Below are 22,173 nucleotides of genomic sequence, written 5' to 3'. Positions count from 1 at the left end.
ATTATCACGATTAATTAGTTTTGAACCATGGGACTCGCAAAAACTGAAATATTCAACCAGCAACAAAATGAAATCGCTTCATTGGCCAAAGCTCTAGGCCACCCCGCCAGAATCGCCATTCTGCAACATCTATTTAAAATCAACGCTTGTGTTTGCGGGGATTTGGTAGAGGAAATCGGATTGGCGCAGGCTACCATTTCCCAACATCTGAAAGAATTAAAACAAATCGGACTCATCAAAGGAAATGTAGAAGGCACCAGCGTTTGCTATTGTATTGACAAAGAAAAATGGTCAAAAATGAAAGGACTACTCTCAGAGTTTTTGGATCAAGACCTTCGTAACTCAACTTGCTGTTAAGAACCCTATAAGTACCATATATCATGAACAAGGAACAAGAATTAAAAAACATCGTCAAAGAGCGATATGCAAAAATAGCCGAGCAAGGAAAAGCTGAAAATGCGGCTTCCTGCTGCGGTGCTACCACCCCATCCAATAAGATTTACAATATCATGATGGATGATTACTCTGAAACCAAAGGGTATTTGGAAGATGCGGATTTAGGCTTGGGATGTGGTTTACCTACACAGTTTGCCAAGATCCAAAAAGGAGACACGGTTATTGATTTGGGTTCCGGGGCAGGAAACGACTGCTTTGTGGCCAGACATGAGACAGGTGTAGAAGGCAAAGTGATCGGGATTGATTTTACTCCTATCATGATCCAAAAAGCAAGAGCCAATGCGGAGAAATTGGGCTACAATAATGTGGAATTTAGAGAAGGTGATATTGATAATATGCCTGTCAACGATGCCGTGGCCGATGTAATCGTCAGCAACTGTGTTTTGAACTTAGTCCCAAATAAACAAAAAGTGATTTCTGAAATTCATCGAGTGTTAAAACCAGGAGGGCACTTTAGTATTTCTGATATTGTGTTGGTAGGTGATTTGCCTGAAGCATTGAGAGAAGATGCGGAAATGTATGCAGGATGTGTGGCAGGAGCGATTCAAAAATCCGAATACTTGCAGTTCATCGAAGACCAAGGATTCCAAAACATCACTATCCAAAAAGAAAAACCAATTGTGATCCCAGATGATATTTTAAGTAAATACCTATCTGAGGAAGAGGTGAATGAATTCAATAATGGAGAAACGGGGATCTTTAGTATATCCGTGTATGCAGAAAAGACTGGAGCTAAATCTTCTAAACCCAAGTTTAAGCTTTCAGAGTTGCAATCCGGTTCTTGTTGTGAGCCAAGTTCAGGATGTTGTTAATATTTATAGCCCATGGTTGAAACCATGGGCTATCTTTTTCTTTTTCAACTTGCTGGAATCAAAAATTTTCAGCTACTTTTCTACACTTTCAAAAGATTACTTGCTTCGGATACTATAGAAAAGAGTCTTTTTTATCGCCAACTGAATTTGAAAAACCGGATCCTTTTACTGATCATCTATCTGGCATTTATCAGCCTTGGTTTACCGGATGCCCTTTTAGGCTCTGCTTGGCCAGCGATGTTTGAATACTTGAAAGTACCTGTCTCTTATGCAGGAATCATTTCGATGATCGTAGCTGGCGGGACTGTTATTTCCAGTCTGTTCAGTGGTTATTTAATCCAGAAATTCGGGGAGGCAAAAGTCACAACTTTCAGTGTTTTCCTAACAGCACTTGCTTTGATGGGCTTTGCTTATTCCCATTATTTTATATTCCTCTGCTTGCTGGCAATCCCTTTAGGTTTGGGGGCAGGAAGTGTAGATGCCGCGCTAAACAACTATGTAGCCCTACATTATCAAGCAAAGCATATGAACTGGCTCCACAGCTTTTGGGGAGTTGGTGCTGCAATAGGACCGATGATCATGGCAAGTTATTTGGCAAAAGGAGGTCTTTGGACACAGGGATACCATACTATTGCCTGGATTCAAATTGGCTTGGTTATCATTTTACTGCTTTCCTTGCCTTTATGGGTTTCTTCGAAAGAGGATACTTCTGAAGAAAAAAAGACTCAAAAAGCCTTTTCAGTTTGCTTAAAACCATACCGGGTTTGAAGCAAGCGTTACTGATCTTCTTTTGCTATTGTACCATCGAAGCAAGTTTTGGATTATGGGGCGCTAGTTTTTTGGTTTTTGAAAAAGGCTATCCAGTCGATAAAGCAGCGAGATTGGTCTCCCTTTATTATGTCGGAATTATGGCGGGAAGATTTCTTTCCGGGTTCTTAACCCACTATTTCACCAACCGACAATTGGTATTTGCTGGTCAGGGAATTATTGGGATAGGGATCATTTTATTACTACTTCCTTTTGATTCAGTATTATTACCAGGGTTTTTACTCATAGGCTTTGGATGTGCTCCTATTTTTCCAAGTTTACTTCATGAGACTCCAGTGAATTTTGGCAAAAAACATTCTCAAAAAATTATGGGGATGCAAATGGCCAGTGCCTATGTAGGCATAACCCTGATGCCCTTTGTTTTCGGTGAAATATCCATATTTACTGGCTATTCATTTCTACTACCATTTCTGGGAGTGTTCCTGATCTTCATGATCATCCTCACTAAAATGCTCCATCAAAAAACAGCTAAGTTAAATTTGACTACTGAAGATCAATCATCTGCCTGAATAGTTTCAAGCAGGATCTTGGAGAAACCATTCGGTTTAACCAATTAATTATTGCCATACTGCCGTCTAAAATTGAGATCACCCTACCCTTTTAGAAAATCCAATTCCTTCATTTTGACACTTATCATCCTGTGTTTTTTAATCTGAAGATTTGAAGATATCTTGGGAGATAACCTTTCAAAGTATCTATGTTTAATAAACCCAAATTTTTGTCCCTGCTTATTTTTATCATTTTGTTAGGGAATGTAACACCCAACTACGCCCAAACTGCTTCTAACCAATTTATCTACGGAGACTTACTTCCTGATGCCCCAGAATTGGCTGCAAGAGGAAATTATGCTGTAGGCGTACAGACACTGGATTTGATCCATGAAAATCAACTGGACATCCTAAACTACGGGAAAGGTGGAGATTCATTATACAATCGACCTTTAAAAGTAGAAATTTGGTATCCATCGGAAACTAAGGAAGGATCCAATGAAATCATTTCTTACGAAGAAGTCATGGGGCAAAACGGGGCTCCGTCAAGGCCAATCATTCCTTTTACTTTTTTGGGAAGAGCCACAAGAGATGCAAAACCTGCCTATTCAGACTCTCCATTTCCACTGGTGATTGTATCTCATGGTTATACTGGATCTCGGTATTTAATGACATATCTGACCGAAAATCTAGCTTCCAAAGGGTATGTAGTGGTAGCTATAGATCATACCGAAGCAACATTTAGAGATGCAGGAGGCTTTCAAAGCACACTGCTAAATCGGTCCTTAGATGACCTATTTGTTTTGAATGAAATGGCCAGATTGGGCCAGGATCAAAGTTCCTTTCTAAATGGTTTATTGGATGCAAACAATACCGCTTTGATTGGATACTCCATGGGAGGCTATGGGGCAGTGAATGTAGCAGGAGGTGGGTACAGCCCTCAGGCAGCTCAACTCTTTGAAGGAATGACAGGGGGAAGCAAAGCGTTATTGAAAAGGACTGTAGGCAATCCGGAATTTGAGGCATCCATTGATCCAAGAATAAAAGTCATCGTAGCCTTTGCTCCTTGGGGCATGCAAAGAGGAGTTTGGAATGCAGAAGGATTGGCAGGCATAAAAATTCCTTCATTCTTTATTGCTGGAAGCAAAGATGATATTTCTGGATATGAAGACGGTACAAAAGCGATTTATGAAGGTGCGGTAAACGCTGAGAGATTTTTGCTGACTTTTAAGGAAGCCCGACATAATACTGCTCCTAACCCCGCTCCAATAGAATCTTTAAATCCAGATTTGAATATTGACGAGTATTTGAGGTATGCTGATTCAGTGTGGGATTCAAGAAGAATGAATAATATCAATCAGCATTTTGTCTCGGCATTTTTGGGATATTATTTGAAAAACAAGGAGGAGTATAAAGCTTATTTTCATTTGGATCCTGATTCTGTGGAAAAAGAATGGCCGGGATTTAAGCCTAGAACTACAGTAGGATTAGAATTGGAGCACCAAAGTCCAAGAAATTAACTTTTGCTGATACAGGAGATTAATACAGTCAAATAAATTATCCATCAGTTCATCACATCGCTAGTATCTTATCATGAAAAGAGGTTTTGAATTTCTCAAACTGCTCCAGGAAAACAACAATCGTGAATGGTTTAAAGAGCATAAACCTGAATATGATTTGATTAAGGAAGAGAATACAAAGTTTTTCAACCAGATCTATTCTGAACTCCAAAAACATGACAGTTTAAATAAAATCCATATCTCTAGAATCTACAGGGATATCCGCTTTTCAAAAGATAAAACACCTTTCAAAACCAATTTCGGAGCAGGATTCTCTCGAGTTAAGCCCTTGCTGAGAGGTGGCTATTATCTCCAGGTAGGCCCAGATAGCAGTTTTGTAGGAGGAGGTTTCTGGGCTCCAAATAAGGACGATTTATTCCGTATTCGAAAAGAATTCGAAATGAATCCAGAGGAAATCCAGCAGATCACTTCAGACAAAAATTTCCTGAAATACTTTGGAAAGCTAGAGGGAGAGGATGGCGTAAAAAATGCTCCTAAAGGCTTTGACAAAACACTTCCTGCGATTGATTTAATCAAGAAAAAGCAATTTGTAGTAAGAAGAAGGTTTACTGATCAGGAGGTTTTGGCTGACGATTTCCAGAAAGAGGTGCTTCTGACATTTTTGGCCATGCGACCTTTCTTTGATTACATGAGCGAAGTGCTAACTACTGACCAAAATGGAGAGTCGATTTTGTAATAAATGATCTTGAGGTTAAATACCATGCCTTAGATTTTCTAAATAACTGCTGAGATTTCTCCTTTCAGTCGAAATGACCTTAAAACAATTTCCTCCTCGGTTTGTCTCCTCACAAAAATAAATAGCCCATGGTTTAAACCATGGGCTAGGAATTTACAATCCGTATTTCTCTCCCATCTCCCGAATCATCTTGTATCCGTTCTCTGCCATATCCCAAGGTTCGGAGAAATTCCTCCACACCCCTATGGAATTGGCAAATGCTGGATCATTACGGGTAAATCCTTCGATAGTCAACCAGCCTTTGTATTTCACCTCAGCCAAGGATTGAAAGGTTTCATCGAAATTGACATGCCCTGAACCCGGGGTTCCTCGATCATTTTCAGAGATATGAAAATGGCCTAATTGAGGTGCAATAAATTTGATGGCATCTCCCAATTTCTTTTCCTCAATATTTGCATGGTGCGTATCAAACATGGCCTGCACATTGGGGTGATTCACTTTTTTGAGCAAATACGAAAGCTGTTCCATGGTATTGCAGAGATAGCACTCAAATCGATTCAAGGCTTCCGGCGTCAATAATACTCCCGCTTGTTGCGCATAATCTCCCATTCCATGTAAATACTCGGCTGACCAATTGTATTCATCCTCTATAGGTTCCCTTGATGCAAAGACAGTGAATGCCGAATGGTATGGACCACATAATACCTGCGCATTTAAATCGACTGCCCGATCTATTACCCACTTTAATTGTTCGCTGGCAGCAGCACGGATTTTGGCATCTGGTGAAATCGGATTTTGTTCTGGGCCCATCACGGTCACAGCAGTTACTTCCAAACCGATATCTGCACAATGTTTGCCGATCATTTTAAAGGATTCTTCAGGCGATCCTCCAATAAAAAATTCTGCCCCATCATATCCGATTTTTTTTAATCGATCCAATACAGGCAACAAGTTCTCTGACATCTCCGCAGACCATGCCAGTACATTAAATCCTATTTTATTCATTGCTTTAATATTGTCAATAGACCACAGACGACGGTCGACAGTCGCACTAAGGTGGACTGTGGACCATGGACTGTTGACCAAATTTTATTTAAAATCCTCTACTTTCATTCCTTTTCGGAAGCTATCAAAACCAAACATGGTTGGTTCATAGGACCCAACAATCGCTACATTTAATTCAGATGTGATCACTTCAGGCATATCTAAAAGCCAAAAGGATGCATTAACAATAAGTCTTCGCATATCCTCCGCTTGGAAATCCAAAGAAGATCCTAAAGTACTTCCCAATACTTTACCTGTTTTTCCATCTTCCATTTTGTACTCTTTGGTCCAAGCAATAGGCATGATGGATTTATCCCACATCAAGGGAGCATCTGGAGTCATTCCTGCAGTTGATTGCCCGTAAAGTAGCACATTGGCAGAAGCAGGAAGATTTTTGATAGAATATACATCAGTAGGTGCCCAGATATCATCCACTCCTCGAAGAATCGGATGATCAGCATCACGGTCCACTCCATCTACCAAAGCTCTCGTTCCTTCAGATTTATGGATTCCATGATGAGCAACCCAAGTTTCACCGATGATCTGCTGACCAAATCCTCCTTCCCATCCAGGGACTTTGCTATTCCAATTCCATTTGAAATAAGGAGAGTTTTGATCTTTTATTGCAAAAGGATGCGTGGAAGTTCTCAGTGCAATAAAAGGCTTACCAGATTTGAAATAATCCTCCAACTGTTTCATTTGATCCAATGGAAGATCTCTAAATCGAATCAACATAATCACGAGATCCGCATCTTGTAGATGTTCCAATCCTGGAATATTTTTTTGATAGCTAGGAACGATATCTCCTGTTTCAGGCTCAATCGGAAACAGCACAGTAGTATTGAAACCATAGGTCTCGGAAAGAATTTTGGCCATCATTGGCATGGATTCTTCAGATCGATATTCATCATCGCCTGAAATCAGCACCACGTGTTTACCTTTCCCAGGTCCAGTTTTCCCTTCAAATTGAAGAAAAGTTTTACCGTTTTGGGCGCAAGCCACAGAAATTGAAAAAGAAAGTACCAGAGCAAAAACAGTTGCCCACTTACTATTAAAGAGAATTTTCATAGATTTTTTGGGTTGAAATGGGAAGAAATAAAAATATTTTCCTCCCACCAAACAGAATATGTTTTACGGCTATTTTATTTCAAAAATTTTAGGGAAAAATTTACCTTCCATTTTTTGCCCCTTGGGAATAATAGGTACACCCTGCAATAATGGTTCATTGGTATCAGAAACTGTACCATCTGCAAAAACATTCAAAACAAATGCTCTTCTGGCATTCTCGGAATAATTTGCAAAACTTCCATGTACCATCAAGGGATGATGAAAGGTTGCATATCCGGCTTTCAAGGGAACAGCTACCGGGTTAAATTCTTTCAATTGCTGCTCAGTTAGCATGGTCTTTAATCCATCCATCTCCCCTGCTAAAGCAGGTTTGTCCAGCAATCCCCATCGATGACTCCCTGGAATATAATTCAAACATCCATTCGCTTCCGTCGCATCATCCAATCCACACCAACAGGTCAGGTGTTGCATCGCCACGGTCCTTGTCCAATATGAATAATCCTGATGCCAAGCTACGTTGCCCCCATGCTTTGCGGGTTTACAGAAAAGCTGATCATGCCAAAATCTCACAGATTTATCACCAAGCAACTGACTGGAAGCCATCAAAAAAGCTGGATTCCAGATTACATCATGAAAGGCTGGATGTATCCTCCAATGCCCTAATGAATGAAATAAAACCTGATTTGGGTCTGAGGACTCATTGCTATGAAACTCATGAAATAAGTGATGCATGGGATGCTTAGGATTGGACACCTTTTCCAATGCTTCTTTTAAAACACGAATCTGATCTTCATCCAATAATTTGATTCCAGACAAGTAGCCGTTTTCATGGAAGAAATCAACCTGATCTTGGCTAAGTCTGTATTTCTCCCATTCAGCTTCTGTTTTGGGCTGTTCAAAAAGGTCCGTTATTGGATGAGAATAATCCGATAGATCTCTCATTTTTGGGTGCGTTAAGTTGACAAGGAAGTTAACAAAATCCTGATTTTGATCTGTCATTACTTTCTGATTTTTCGCATAATTATTGAAATACATTGCACTTCAAATAGGTTTATTCAACTGATTTGCCCTGAAAATTCAAGAAGGCTTTGTCAGTTAAGACAAAACCTTCTTAGGAGGAAACATATATTTTTTTGATCAAGAACTATAAAAAAGTAATTAACCACCCCCTTATTGGCACCCAAACCAATATTAATAACCTGCGTTTTGAACAAGGTTTGAATTGTTCCTTATCTCCGCAGTTGGAATAGGAAATAACAATTCTCTTTCTTTCAAAGTCGGACCATAAACAAATTGGTGTCCAACATAGTCATCAAACTGACGGGTAGTCACATTGAACCCTTTCCTGATCCTCACCATATCAAACCAGGTTTTGTTCTCAAATGAAAGCTCGAAGAATTTTTCTCTCCATATCGCTTCCCTTAACTCCGTTTGTGACATTCCCGTCAGTGGATCCAATTCGGCTCTTTCTCTTATCAAATTTACCGCTTGATAGGCCTCATTTGTGGGGCCATTCGCCTCATTGGATGCTTCTGCATAAATCAACAAAACTTCTGCATACCGGATAATCGGCCAGTTCATATCACTGCTAGTGGTACTAGTTTGAGCCAATTCATCAAAATGTTTATAGATATAATAATCTCCCAATTCCAAAATTTGACTTCTGTCATCCCTTAGGGAATAGCTGGTATAATAAAACTCCTTTTCGTCGGCTCGCTTATCACCAGATTCGTAGGACTTCACAAATTCCTCTTGGGCAAAAATCCCTCCTGTCTCTGCACTATAATTTGAGATTCCGCGGTTATAAGGAATGATCGAAACTTGCCAGCTGGATGGCTGGATGTATGCAGCAAATTGTGCCATAAAAATATTCTCTCCTAAGTTTTTCATACTAGGATCATGAAGTGCATCATAGGAATCAAACAGTGAAAATTCTTTGGAATCAATCACTTCCTTCGCTTTCGCAGCTGCTAAGCTATAATATTCATTTCCTTTCTGTAATGGATATCCTGCCATCGTCAGGTAGACAGAAGACAGTAAGGATTTGATGGCTCCCATTGACACTCGTCCTGTTGCATCTCTCATAGGCAATCCAGAGTCTTCCGCTTCAGTCAAATCCATGACAATCTGATCATAAACCGCAGAAGGATCTGCAGGATTTGGATATAATTCCTCGGAAGTCAAGTCTACAGGATTGGTGATTAAGGGGATATTTCCAAAAATCCGAACGAGGTTGAAGTAATAGTATGCTCTCAAAAACCTGGCCTCTCCTAGAAGTTTTTGCTTTTGAGTTTCATCCATATTCATCTCAGGAATATTGGCAATTGCCAAATTAGCATTGGCGATCCCTCTATAATAATTAGTCCAAAAGGTTTGACCATATCCATTGTCTGAATTATTCACAAGGTCTTTAACAAACAAGCTGTACTGAGCCTGTCCCAATTCTGTATCTGCCAAGCCTGTAGCAAATTCCAACATCATCCAAGGTCCACCATTAAACCCACTACTCATAATTGGCTGCATGCTTTGGTAAATAGAATTCACCACACTGACCGCATGCTCCGGTTTAGTAAAGTAGTTGTCAAGGGTAAAATTTGATTTGTCGGTTTCATCAAGGAAGTCCGCACAGGATGTTGCAAAAAAGACAGCAGTAAGAACAAGGACTTTAGTAATATATATTTTTATACTTTTCATGTTTTTCAGGAATTTAGATTACAAACTGACGCTTAGACCAAGCATAAAAACTCTTGGTTTTGGGTAGGCATATAAATCAACTCCTTGATCAAATGCGGCTCCAGAAGTAGATACTTCAGGATCGTAGCCTCCATATTTTGTAGAAAGGAAAAAGTTTTGAACTGAGAAGAAGGTCCTTAGATTTCTCACTTTAATTCTCTCCAATAATTCGGGAGCAAAATTATAGGACAACATCAGGTTTCTTCCTCTTACAAATGATCCATCCTGAACCCTGTCTGAATCGTTGTTGGTATTATACCCTGCAGTCAATGGTCTGATCTGTGCAATATTGGTATCCTGATTTTCTGGAGTCCAGGCATTCAAGACAGTTTTAAAGCTGTTTGCTATCCCTGTACGATCCTCAGCTGAATGTTTGCTTCTAAACAACACATCATTGCCATAGCTAAACTGAATATCTACCAGTAACTCAAAATTCTTGAATCGGAAGGTGTTGGCAAAGGTTCCAAAACCATCTGGTATCCCTTTTCCAATAATTACTCGATCTGCATCATTGATGACACCATCTTCATTAACATCTTGATACTTAATATCTCCAGGTCTTTTATTATAAGTTGCAGCTAGTGATTCTTCATCCGTATTCCAAGTACCTTGGTGAACAAACCCAAAGAACGAACCTACTGACTCCCCTTCCCTCACGATAGTTGATCCTAAGAAAATATCAGCTCCTCCTGTTAATTCTTTGACTGTGTTTTTGTTGTAGGAGAAGTTAAAGTTGGTATTCCATGAGAAATTAGCCCGCTCAATATTGACCGTATTCAGACCAATTTCAATCCCTTTATTTTCCATACTTCCCACATTTTTACTGACTACAGTGTATCCGCTACTGGAAGGAACTGGTGCACTCAACAGCATATCATCGGTAATCTTTCTATACAAGTCCACTTCCAACAATATTCTGTTTTGAGCAAATCCTATTTCCGCTCCAAAATCGACTTGACTTGTTTTTTCCCATCTTAAATCCGGATTGGCCAACCTGCTAATACCAATTCCGATTTCTCTTTGGTTATTGAAAACCACCGAATAATTCCCCATACCAGCCAAAGACTGATAAGCAGTGATTTCAGAGTTACCAGTTTGACCGTAGCTAGCTCTAAATTTCAAATCAGAAATTGTAGTGTTATTTCTCAAGAATTCCTCATCCGATGCCCTCCATGCAAAAGCTGCTGAAGGGAAAAATGCGTATTGATTGGAGGAACCAAATTTTGAAGAACCATCCACCCTTCCAGTGAAGGTAAACAAGTACTTGTCGTTCAAAGTGTAATTTATTCTACTGAAATAGGAGTTTAATCCGTAAGCTACACTACCGGATTGAGGTTGGACTGCATTAGCACCGGCCCCCAGGTTATTAAACATAAAATAGTCATCCTGGAAATTCTGTGACCTAGCGGTAGCATTAAAACGGTCTACATGTTGCCAGGAAAGACCCACCATTGCATTTAACCTATGACGATCATTAAACTCCTTTAGGTAGGTCAGATAATTTTCAAACTGCCAAGAGTTTAATCGGTCATTAAAAACATAAGCATCCCCTCCCTGGTTTTTAGCAATGTAATTCAGCTCTCTGCCACCATAGTAGTCAACTCGCTGATTTACAATATTTGCTGAAATATTAGATCTAAGTTCCAAGCCTTCTGCCAGGTAAATATTGGCATATACATTCCCGATGATGGTCTGCGTATTGACTAAATACACTCTTTCTTTGGAGACTTGTAGGGGGTTATTCCCTCCTTCCATTCCTGGATAATCAGCATTACCGGCCCAACTTCCATCTGGATACCTCACTGGAATTATCGGAAGTGCTTCCAATACTTGTCTCATCGCTACGATTCCCCCATTTCCTAAGGGATCTACTTGACTTTCTTTTTGATCATTGTAGCTCAAAACACCCCCAACTTTAATCCAGTTTTTAAGCTTACTATCAAACACAAAACGGGAAGAATATCTTTTCATCCATGAGTTTGCCATCAAGCCATCTTCATCTCTATACCCTAGGTAAACACCGAAATTGTCGTCTACATTTCCAGAAGTGAAGTTTAACTGATGGTTTTGAGTAAATGCAGGTTTAAAAGATTCTTCCTGCCAATCTGTATCATATAATGGATTACCATTTGCGTCAAATAAGTTTGGATCAGTCCGTTTCAAGGCCGGATCTTTATAAATCCCATTGGCCCACCCATTGGGGTCGTATTTTTGAGCATTTTGATATGCTAAATCTTCAGTAACTAAAAATTCCGCTGAATTGAGTAATGGGATTTTTTTAGGCAACACACCTATACTATAATTTCCCTCATAGGAAATAATTCCTCCTGATTGACTACCCCGTTTCGTGGTAACCAAAATCACACCATTGGCTCCCCTTGCTCCATAAATAGCAGTAGCGGATGCATCTTTTAAAACCTCCACAGAAGAAATATCATTCGGGTTGATATAATCTATGGGTGTACTTCCATTTGCAAGGCCTGCAGCATGCATGATCACCCCATCAATGACGTATAGTGGATCATTAGCAATACTCACTGAGGTATTTCCACGAATACGGATATTTGCTCTACCACCTGGACGCCCAGAATTTATTGATACATTTACTCCCTGAATTTTTCCAGAAAGCGCATTGGATAAAGAAGCTGCCGGACGTTCTTTTAAATCATCTTCGCCAACGGAACCTACCGAACCAGTCAAATCTGATTTTTTCTGAGTACCATAACCAATCACGACTACTTCGTCCAACTCCGACTCATCCATTTCCAGATTTACTCTTATTTCTTGAGAGGGATCAGTTATTACCACCTCTTTGGTAGTAAATCCAATGAAACTAATAACCAAGGTTTCATTTACACTTGCTTCTATAGAGAAGCTTCCGTCATTTTCAGAAACAGTTCCTCTTTGTGTTCCTTTTACTACCACTAATGCACCAGGTACTGGTTCGTCCTGATCCCCAGAGGTGACGACTCCTTTGATTAATGAAGTTTGGCTTGAGGCAAAATGACTCAGGAAAAACAATGAGAAAAATACTCCCAGAATGATGGATTCCCGGAGATTTGTAAAAATTTTCAGCATACGTTCAATGGGTTTATTGTTTTTGTAATTCACCTAAAGTATCTGAAGATTAAACACTTAGTATCCTGCAGAATCCTGATCCAAATCCTTGAAATACAACAGGATAGATCAGGACAAGTATTTTCTAAAAAGATGGATTTTATAGGGTTTCCAAGAATCAATTAAAAACCATTGGCATCAATTAAAATCATTTTCATACAACTAAATCTACTTTTTAAATAAAAGGTCAGTAATTAATTACCCCTCCCTTACATCCTATTTCTTCCTTCGCTATTATTCCCTAATAGGATTTATTTGGGATAAAAAAGCAGAAAAATAGTTGAAAAATATTGAAAGCATACTCATCTGATTTTGATACCTACATATTAGATAATCACGAAATCCATTCCGTTAGTTTTCGCTTGAGAAGCCTATTTCTAAAAAATACTTAGGAAAGATTTTCTTACTTTTTCAGTTCAATTGATCCGATAATCCATAAATATCCTGATATGAATAATAAAAGAAGAGATTTTATAAAAACCAGTGCTCTTGGAATGGCAGGAATTAGCTTTCTCCCATCCTCAGTATTTGGAAAACCATTAGGTCATGTTGCCCCTAGCGATAAAGTGGACTTGGCTTGTTGTGGAATAGGAAATAGAGGAGCCCAGATCATCAAGGCCCTCTATGATACAGGTCTTTGTAATATCGTTGCTCTTTGTGATGTAGACATGGGCGCTCCTCATACTTTGGAGATTATGAACAAGTTTCCAAATGCGAAACGTTTTCAGGATTTTAGAGAGCTATTTGACCAATTTGGCCATGGCTTTGAAGCCATCACCGTAGGTACTCCTGATTTTTCTCACTTCCCTATCACCATGCTGGCGATGTCAGAAGGAAAGCATGTTTATGTAGAAAAACCAATGGCACGAACCTTCAATGAAGTTTCCCTAATGATGGACTGTGCAAAAAGACATAATGTGGTTACTCAAATGGGGAATCAAGGACATTCCGAAGGAAACTATTTTCAGTTTAAAGCCTGGAAAGAAGCAGGTATTATAAAAGACGTTACTGCAGTTACTGCACATATGAATAGTCCAAGAAGATGGCATGGATGGGATGTGAATATGCAAAGCTTCCCAAAAGCAGAACCCATCCCTTCTACCTTAGACTGGGACAATTGGCTTATGGCGAGAAGTCAACATGATTATAATAAGGACTTCATCAATGGGCAATGGCGTTGCTGGTATGACTTTGGAATGGGAGCTCTTGGCGACTGGGGTGCACATACCATGGATACTGCTCACGAATTTCTGGAGTTAGGTCTTCCTTATGAAGTAGATCCAGTGATGTTGAGAGGGCACAATAATTTCTTCTTCCCTATGTCCTCTACGTTGGCATTTAAGTTTCCAGAAAGAAATGGAATGCCTGCCTGTACGTTGACCTGGTATGATGGAGTAGACAATATTCCACCCGTGCCGGAAAATTATGGCGTTTCAGAACTGAATGCGGATATTCCTGCAGCGAGCAATGGCCAGATCCAACCTGCTAAACTTAATCCGGGTAAAATCATTTATGGAAAAGATTTGACCTTCAAAGGTGGTTCACATGGAAGTACCTTATCCATTATAGGGGAAGAAAAAGCCAAAGATATGGCCAGCAAACTTCCAGAAGTCCCAGAAAGCCCTTCTAACCACTTTGCAAATTTCTTGAAAGCTTCCAAAGGTGAAGAAGAAACCCGCTCTCCTTTTTCTGTTGCAGGTCCTCTAAGCCAAGTTTTCTGTTTAGGTGTTTTGGCCCAGCAGCTTAATTCCAAGTTAATTTTTGACAGGGAAACGCATCGCATCACCAATAATCCTCTAGCCAATCAACTATTGACTGGGGAGGCTCCAAGAAAAGGATGGGAAGAGTTTTATACCCTATAAACTTCCAATCGATTAAAAATAAAAAAGCTGAAAGTAGACCTTTCAGCTTTTTTTATAACTAATCCGAAGCCTGCTTAGAATTTCGGACAAGGTAATATGGTATCCCTTCGATTAGGTTTACCCTCATATTTATTAGGCAGCGTCCAGGACAAACTCAATTCATGCGCACCTCCAGATTGAATTCCCAACTGAGAAACTGTATAGTCGAAACTATATCCAATATTCAATCCACTGAGTAGATTTAAACCTACCATCATCACGATCGCATCCCGATTGCTTTGATTTTCTACAGGCTTGTAAGGTAATCCCCGGTACCAAAGTCCGAAAACAACAGGTTCTACATAGAAATAGGCTCCTACATCCAGCTGTTCAAATGGTCCTTGGCGTTTATAATTAATGGTTGGAGTTAAATAACGCTGACGACGCATATGAGTAAAATCCTGTCTCATTCCTCCTTCACCAAGATTAAACCGGTAACCGCCATGCAAGGAGATTTTTGCAGGCAACTTGCTGACACCATCCAAAAATGATTGGTTGGGTTGATTCACATGGTGAGCCGAAACGCCAATCCAAAAATCTTCGGTGAAAAACATCCCTCCTAAGGATAAGGACAACATACTTACCGGATCACCCAATCCTGGTAAATCAGTCCCAGGCAATATTGGTCCAAATGGATCATTGGGATTTATTTGGTTGGCAAAGACTAGATTTTCATAAAAACCTATTTCTCGTCGAATATATGATGCTTGAAATCCCGGACGAAAATAAGCGTTGTCACTAATTTTTAATTCGTAAGAGTAAAGCGCAGAAATCGTAGTGGACCTTAATTTTGAAGCTCCTTCGGTATCTTGCATCACCATAACCCCAATTCCTGAATTATAATTTGGAAGGTAGGTATCATAGTATGCTGAGAAGGTAGTAAACTGAGCATCAATGCTTGGCCACTGGTTGCGATAGTTGAATCCTATTCGTCCCGTTAACTCTCCCCCGGTCATTGCAGGGTTTAGGTAAAGGGGCGCTGCATAATATTGGCTATATTGGGGGTCCTGCCCAAAGGCATTAATCTGAAGTCCTAGACAACAGATTGAAAAAAAAACAATAAGAGACAGAGACCGTAACAAGGATTTGTTCGTTTATTTGATTATTCAGTTGGCTTTTAAAACGTTTTACTAGTTTGGTTGTTTTAAAAGCGATTCGAAAATTATGAAAAGCAACCCTAATTCCATAAGGATCAAGTATATTTTTACCTTTTCGCTTCTATTTGCCCTTTTTGCGATAGAATCAAAAGTCCTATCTCAGGGGTTTAATGAAAACGAGTGGATTTTCGGAAGTTGCGAAACAGGAGAAAGCAATTACTTATCATTTGGTAAAGGCAATACTCCCACGGTACAAACACTACCAAATACCGTGCTACTTGGCAAAAACAATAGTGCGATCGCCATTGATCCAATTACAGGACAACCGCTTTTTCAAACAAATGGTGAACTGGTTTATGATTTCAGTCAATCTCCTATAGAAGGTTCTGCTCCAGGGCTCAACGGCAATATAGATGGTACTCAGCAAGTAGCTACAGGTTTTTTGGAATACGATCCGGAAGGCAATAAATTATTCTATATTTTTTACATATCCCTATCCGGAGAACTCCAATATTCCTTGGTTGACATGAATGCACCAGGCCAAGCGACGGGAAATGAAAGACCGCTGGGTGAAGTTGTTTCGAAAGACAACAGTATGGGGAATGCCTCAGGAGCTATCCTTGTTGTAAAAACTTCCTCTTCTCCATCTTATTTAATCAGTTTTGACGGAGGAAACTTGGTTTCCCAAAGATTAGAGGATGGGGAGGGGAATTTCAGTACTACGGATAATCAAAGCTTACCATTCACACCAGAAAGGATTATTTTCAATGAAGATTCTGGTCAATTGATATTAATCCCTGAGACGAGCTCTGATCCAATCCAAGTTCTAGATTTCGATACAGGAAGCGGAAGCTTTAGCAATCCAACTCCAATTTCATCGATTCCAGGCTCTGGAAATTATGGAGGAGCAGATTTTTCTCCTGACGGAAGCTTTATTTATTATTCTCTTGGAAATCAATTAGTAAGAGTTCCATCAAATGACCTTTCTGCTACCCCAGAAATTATTCCACTTACAAATCCTGTAAACTCGATTTATGATGTAAAAGTAGGTCCTGATGGAAGCCTTTATTACATCTATGAGGAAACTGTTGGAGGTCCACAATTAATCGGTCAAGTTGAAAATCCAGATGAACCAGATCTTACCTTATTGACATTAGATGAAGATCCATTTATGGGTGCGGATTTTTGCGGAAGAATATTCCCAGTTTTTGCCCCAAACGCAGATATTTCACCTTCAGTAGATTTCACATGGGACCCTGAAATGCCCTGTTCCAATAATCCTGTTCAGCTAACCAGCACGATTACTCCAGAAAACTACAATCCTGCGACTTATACCTGGGAATTTTCTCCTCCATTGACTGATTCGGACGGTAATCCAATAGAGGCTGATTACAATCAGGAACATTTTTTAATTCCTGCTGACGCTGCTCAAGGCACTGACATTACTGTGACGCTGACAGTTGAGTATGAGGACGGAGAAACTCAATCCTCTACGCATTCCATTCCTTTGACCGAAAACAACCTAGAGGCAAACTTTAATCCATCTGATACTACGATCTGTAATACCTGTATTGACATTGGACCACTTTTGCAAGCCCAAGCTGCAGGTCAAGATGGAGAAGCTCCAGATACAGGAGGTGGTTCCAATTATGAATATTTCTGGTCCAATTATCGGGATGAAGGCTGGGGAACGAGACAGGAAAATGAAGTATGTCAACCAGGATTATATTGGGCTTTGGTAAGAGAACCAGGTTCTTCTTGTTATGCTTATGCAGAAATCCGAGTAAAAATCTGGGATTTAGATGACCAAAGTAACAACATCTGGTATTTTGGAGATGGAGCAGGGTTAGATTTTAACCCAGATCCTGATGATCCTGATGCCCCCACTCCTAGACCTATTGAAAGTCGACACCCTCAGGATATTCCTGCAGGAACTACAACTATATCCGATCAAACAGGTCAAGTCCTATTTTATACCGATGGAGCATCTGTATGGGATCTCAATGGGGACTTGATGGAAAATGGGGATTCTATTGGAGGAGACAATTCTGCAAGCCAATCTGTGCTGGCGGTTCCTGTCCCTGAAGAACAAACTCTGTTCTATTTATTTACTACTCAACAGTCTGCTAATGGTTCCAATCAAGTGAGCTATTCTTTAGTGGATATCAAGGCAGAAAATGAATCAGGAATCGGGAATGTGGTATCCAAAGACAACTTCCTATTTAGCCCGTCTACAGAACATACTGCTGCCTTAAATGCAGGGGATACCACTTGGATGATGTTCCATGAATTGGGCAATAATACCTTTAGAGCCTACCCTGTTTCCTCATTGGGGATTGGGCCGCCTGTCCTAAGCTCTGTGGGAAGTAATCATGGATTTAATTCTGGGGTAGGAGCAATGAAGTTCAACTCAGATGGAGACAAAGTAGCAGTCACCATTTCTGAGGGAGGATGTAACAAACTTGAAATCTTCGACTTTGATGCGGATACCGGAGAAATGACTGAATATGCCAGAATTGATCTTGGATGTGACGGAGATGTTTATGGACTGGAGTTTTCCGAAGATGGCGATCGAGTCTTGGTCTCTTACAGAAATGGAGGACCCGGGATCGAGGAATTCAATATCAAACCTGTGGAAAATGACGATCCAGATGCCGCAGTATGTCCTACATGTTTTGAAAATGCTACCACCAGAGCTGAAATTGAAGCCTGTATTTTAAGTACCAAAAACGGGGTTAGCCAAACTTCTGGACTTGATCTCGGTGCACTTCAAATCGGTCCAAATGGACAAGTTTATGTAGCAGTAGTAGGCGATAATCGAATTGGTCAGATCAATGTAGGTTCAGGTTGTAATTCCTCCAGCACATTTACTATGGATGGTGTAGAACCTATGCCTGGTACTTCAAATTTAGGTCTTCCTTCATTTGTACAAAACTCAGGAAGTTCTATCCCTGAACCATCCCTATCTGGTCCACCAAGAATTTGTTTGGATCCTGACGAAGGTGGTGGAGCGATGTTTGAAGGCGCCGGAGAACCTGATATAGACAGCTATTTTTATACGATTACCGATGAAAATGGAGTAGTCGTATTAGATAATTTTGGAGGTCCTGGAGAGGAGTTCCAGAGCTACGAACATAATTTTACAGAGCCAGGGTTATATACTGTTGATTTACGTGTGGACCGATGCGGAGACCCTACCTATTATGAAGCCAGTTTAGAAGTTCAGGTTGATGCCCCACCTGTTTTGACTTTGGAGGATGATATGACCTTATGTTCCGGAGCCCCTGTCACCCTAACTGCGATTGACGGATATGATCCAGCAGAAGGTTTGTATGATTTCCAATGGACCAATGCAGCAGGTCAGGTATTTGGCGATGAGAACTCCAATGAAATTACTGTTGACGAGGAAAGCATCTACACTGTAACTGTAAGCTACAGATTGCCTGATGGACTTTCAGATGATGAAGCCTTACTCTATGAAACATGTCCATCTACCGCAGAAGTTTTTGTGGGTCCTGCCTTTGAATTTGAATTAACTCAAACTTCAGAGGAGGTATGTTATGAGGAGACCACAGTCATCTTTGCGCCAGACACTCCGATCACCGGAGAATGGTTCTATACGTTGGACGGAGACCCTAGCAGGACTTCTTTAGGAAGTTTCTTTGAGTTGGAGTTATTCATCCCTAACCTTCCTGGCCCAGGTCAATATGAAATTATTTTTGTAACCCAAGACCCAATTTTGGAAGGCTGTACCGTAGAGAAGAAAGTGGATCTAATTGTAAATGAATTACCTCTATTTATTGCCAACCAGACAAATCCTGCTACAGACTGTAACACAGCAGATGGGTCATTTGAAATCACGATGCAAAGTGATGCTGAATCAATTACTATTTTAGAGACTGGCGAGGTATTTAACAATGTATCACCAGGCAATTCAATTCCCGTCGTTGACCTTTTCCCGGGTGTTTATACGATTGAAGCCCAAAATAGCTTTGGGTGTATGTATACAGCAACAGTAACAGTCGTGAATAGCAATCCTCCTTTGGATTTTGAATATATCGTCACACCAACTGATGAACTATGTAGCAGTACTGGAGTGGAAAATGGGGTCCTGACAATTGACTTCACAAGCTCCCCACAAAGCGGAAGTTATGTAATTACCAGACAAGGTGATGGGCAGGAGTTTACAGGGACATTCACCAACACCAATCAAGTTTTGGTGAATGTCCCTTATGGGGAATATGCCGTCGAAGTTTTTGACGCTAATAACTGTTCCATACCGGATGATACGCTATATCCGATCGAGCAAAAATTGCAGGTGGTATTCTCAGTCCCCACTGATTTCACAGCTTGTGAAAGCCTCACCTTTACCCCTGATGCTCCAGATTCATTAAGCTATACCTTGACCTCCAGTACTGGGACCATCATATCGCCTAATTCGGATGGAAGTTTTACCATTGACTCAAGCGACACTTTTACCATGCTGGGAGAGGATCCAAATGGCATTAATTGTCCAAGAGAAATAGAAATGGTTGCCAATATTACCCAGCCTATCGATTTTGAGGTGAGTGAGCCAATTATCGATTGTCAAGTCGGTACTGTATATGAAGCCATTCTGAATAATGCAGACCCTGCCGATGTGATATTCCTTTGGAAAGATGAAGGGGGAATAATTGTAGGAAGATCTCAAAGTTTTGCTCCTAATAGAGAAGGGAATTACACCCTGGAAGTACAGCCTATTTCCGGAGGACTTTGTCCAGTGGACAAGAAGTCTTTCGAGGTGGAATTGGTGGATCAAAATCTTGAAGTGGAATTGGATGTGGTGCCATTTTGCGTCGATCAAATCAGTACTACCATCACAATAGTAGCCGATTTGAGTACAGTTGCGGAAATTGAATGGTATTCTGTACAGGGGGCAACTAGAACCAGGATTCCAGCCTTTGATAATCTTCCGATTATTGAAGTTTCACAGGAAGGAACCTATGAGGCTTTATTGAGAAATTCATCCGGCTGCGATTTGGGAAGAGCTTCAGGAGTTGTCGTAAAATCCACGATTATCCCTCCTGTATTACCAGATTCTATCACGATTTGTGCTGCCGAAGGTGTCACAGAAAGTATTGCCCCTGGAGACTACGACAATTATTCATGGGTATTAGATGGCGAGGAAGTATCTCAAGATTCTTTATTTACACCTACTTTACCTGGTATTTATACTTTAACAGTATCTGACGATGTGGGCTGCGAATACATAGCCACTATGGAGGTTATCGAAGACTGCTCTCTAAAGATCTCTTTTCCTAATGGAGTCGTTTTAGACGACCCTAATAGAAGCTTTATTCTTTATGCAAATGAGTACATTGACTATGTCGAGGTTTACATTTATAATAGATGGGGTGAATTAATTTTCTATTGTGAACACGAAAATTTAGAGCCTGGCCAGCCATTTTGCCCTTGGGATGGGCAATTAAACGGAAAATTTGTTCCAAATGGAACATATGCGGTCGTTGTGAAGTTGACAAGTGAAGACCAAAACATTACCCAAAAAATCACCAAAGCAATTACAGTCATTCAATAACATGTTAATTTTAATATCCCCTGCCAAAACGTTAGACTACAGTTTACCCGATTTCAAATCCCATACCTTACCGGAATTTCAATCCGACACACAAGCATTGGTAAGAATCATGAAGAAAAAATCTGCCAAAGAAATTTCTGGGTTGATGCATATCTCTGATTCCTTAGCAAACTTGAATGAGGAACGTTACAAAACTTTCCAAAAAGAGTTCAACTTTGAAAACTCCAAGCAGGCATTATTGGCATTCAAAGGAGACGTGTATACCAAAATAGAGGTAGATGAATATGATGAGAACGACTTTGAATTCGCCCAGCATCATTTGAGAATTCTTTCAGGCTTGTATGGATTGTTAAAACCTCTGGATTTAATTCAACCTTACCGATTGGAAATGGGAACCAAATTGGAGAATAAAAAGGGTAAAAACCTCTATGAGTTTTGGGATAAGAAAATTGCAAAAGCAATAAATAAAGTCGCGGAAGGAGCTCCAATCGTCAACCTTGCTTCACAAGAATATTTCAAGGCTGTAGACCAAAAAACGTTAAAATCCCCTTTGATAACTATCCACTTTAAGGAATATAAAAATGATAGCTATCAAGTGGTTGGTTTTTTCGCGAAACAAGCTAGAGGAATGATGACTAATTATGCCATCATAAATAGAATTACCGATCCCGAGGAACTCAAAAAATTCAATCAGGAACGATATGAATACTCAGAAAATTTAAGCACGGAATCCGATTGGGTTTTCGTAAGATAGGCGAGACCAATTCAATAGAAATCCAGAGGTTTAGGAAACTTCTG

At 40.1% G+C, this 22,173-nt stretch carries 15 protein-coding genes; 9 read left to right on the top strand and 6 right to left on the bottom strand.

The genetic code is table 11. The annotated features are described in order from the left end of the window. Positions 1–27: 27 nt before the first annotated feature. The 6 genes from BUR11_RS17455 to BUR11_RS17435 all read left to right on the top strand — a co-directional run bounded on the left by BUR11_RS17455 (position 28) and on the right by BUR11_RS17435 (position 4,840). Positions 28–357, top strand: a complete 330-nt coding sequence (locus tag BUR11_RS17455; protein ID WP_074226304.1) for an ArsR/SmtB family transcription factor — start codon at positions 28–30, stop codon at positions 355–357. A 23-nt stretch (positions 358–380) separates the two neighbouring features. Continuing rightward, on the top strand, positions 381–1,268 hold the full coding sequence (locus BUR11_RS17450; RefSeq protein ID WP_074226303.1) for an arsenite methyltransferase: 888 nt from the start codon (positions 381–383) through the stop codon (positions 1,266–1,268). A gap of 147 nt (positions 1,269–1,415) precedes the next feature. Continuing rightward, positions 1,416–2,036 carry an MFS transporter gene (locus tag BUR11_RS21340; protein WP_234982192.1) on the top strand — a complete coding sequence of 207 codons (621 nt, stop codon included), beginning with the start codon at positions 1,416–1,418 and terminating at the stop codon, positions 2,034–2,036. Then, positions 2,033–2,605, top strand: coding sequence for an MFS transporter (locus tag BUR11_RS21335; protein WP_234982191.1), 573 nt, complete (start codon positions 2,033–2,035; stop codon positions 2,603–2,605). Before BUR11_RS21340 ends, BUR11_RS21335 begins: the two co-directional genes overlap by 4 nt. 188 nt (positions 2,606–2,793) lie before the next feature. Further along, positions 2,794–4,104, top strand: coding sequence for an alpha/beta hydrolase family protein (locus BUR11_RS17440; protein WP_074226302.1), 1,311 nt, complete (start codon positions 2,794–2,796; stop codon positions 4,102–4,104). Between the two features lie 73 nt (positions 4,105–4,177). Further along, positions 4,178–4,840, top strand: coding sequence for a DUF2461 domain-containing protein (locus BUR11_RS17435; protein WP_074226301.1), 663 nt, complete (start codon positions 4,178–4,180; stop codon positions 4,838–4,840). Between the two features lie 153 nt (positions 4,841–4,993). On the opposite strand, the gene BUR11_RS17430 is transcribed toward BUR11_RS17435, so the two are convergent. The 5 genes from BUR11_RS17430 to BUR11_RS17410 all read right to left on the bottom strand — a co-directional run bounded on the left by BUR11_RS17430 (position 4,994) and on the right by BUR11_RS17410 (position 12,763). Further along, entirely contained in the window at positions 4,994–5,845 is an 852-nt protein-coding gene (locus BUR11_RS17430; RefSeq protein WP_074226300.1) for a sugar phosphate isomerase/epimerase family protein, read from the bottom strand. An 84-nt stretch (positions 5,846–5,929) separates the two neighbouring features. Next, positions 5,930–6,952, bottom strand: coding sequence for a ThuA domain-containing protein (locus BUR11_RS17425; protein ID WP_074226599.1), 1,023 nt, complete (start codon positions 6,950–6,952; stop codon positions 5,930–5,932). A gap of 69 nt (positions 6,953–7,021) precedes the next feature. Beyond that, a complete protein-coding gene (locus tag BUR11_RS17420) occupies positions 7,022–7,894 on the bottom strand; it encodes a phytanoyl-CoA dioxygenase family protein (RefSeq protein ID WP_074226598.1) in 873 nt (290 codons plus the stop codon). Between the two features lie 249 nt (positions 7,895–8,143). Next, complete coding sequence (locus tag BUR11_RS17415) at positions 8,144–9,646, bottom strand: RagB/SusD family nutrient uptake outer membrane protein (RefSeq protein WP_074226299.1); 1,503 nt, start codon at positions 9,644–9,646, stop codon at positions 8,144–8,146. A gap of 18 nt (positions 9,647–9,664) precedes the next feature. After that, positions 9,665–12,763, bottom strand: a complete 3,099-nt coding sequence (locus BUR11_RS17410; protein WP_074226298.1) for a SusC/RagA family TonB-linked outer membrane protein — start codon at positions 12,761–12,763, stop codon at positions 9,665–9,667. 488 nt (positions 12,764–13,251) lie between these two features. On the opposite strand from BUR11_RS17410, the gene BUR11_RS17405 reads away from it, so the two are divergent. Next, the gene (locus tag BUR11_RS17405; protein WP_074226297.1) at positions 13,252–14,664 is read left to right on the top strand and encodes a Gfo/Idh/MocA family oxidoreductase; all 1,413 of its coding nucleotides are present in this window, start codon (positions 13,252–13,254) and stop codon (positions 14,662–14,664) included. 74 nt (positions 14,665–14,738) lie between these two features. On the opposite strand, the gene BUR11_RS17400 is transcribed toward BUR11_RS17405, so the two are convergent. Beyond that, entirely contained in the window at positions 14,739–15,785 is a 1,047-nt protein-coding gene (locus BUR11_RS17400) for a PorP/SprF family type IX secretion system membrane protein (RefSeq protein WP_143186067.1), read from the bottom strand. Positions 15,786–15,867: 82 nt separating this feature from the next. Between BUR11_RS17400 and BUR11_RS17395 the strand changes: the two genes are divergently transcribed. Continuing rightward, positions 15,868–21,375, top strand: coding sequence for a T9SS type B sorting domain-containing protein (locus tag BUR11_RS17395; protein WP_074226296.1), 5,508 nt, complete (start codon positions 15,868–15,870; stop codon positions 21,373–21,375). A 1-nt stretch (position 21,376) separates the two neighbouring features. Then, positions 21,377–22,129, top strand: a complete 753-nt coding sequence (yaaA, locus tag BUR11_RS17390; RefSeq protein WP_074226295.1) for a peroxide stress protein YaaA — start codon at positions 21,377–21,379, stop codon at positions 22,127–22,129. Positions 22,130–22,173: the final 44 nt, after the last annotated feature.

This window comes from Algoriphagus halophilus (genome assembly GCF_900129785.1).
Classification (GTDB): domain Bacteria; phylum Bacteroidota; class Bacteroidia; order Cytophagales; family Cyclobacteriaceae; genus Algoriphagus; species Algoriphagus halophilus.
Note: the sequence above shows the minus strand (reverse complement) of the source record. Positions and strands in the feature narration are given on the sequence as shown.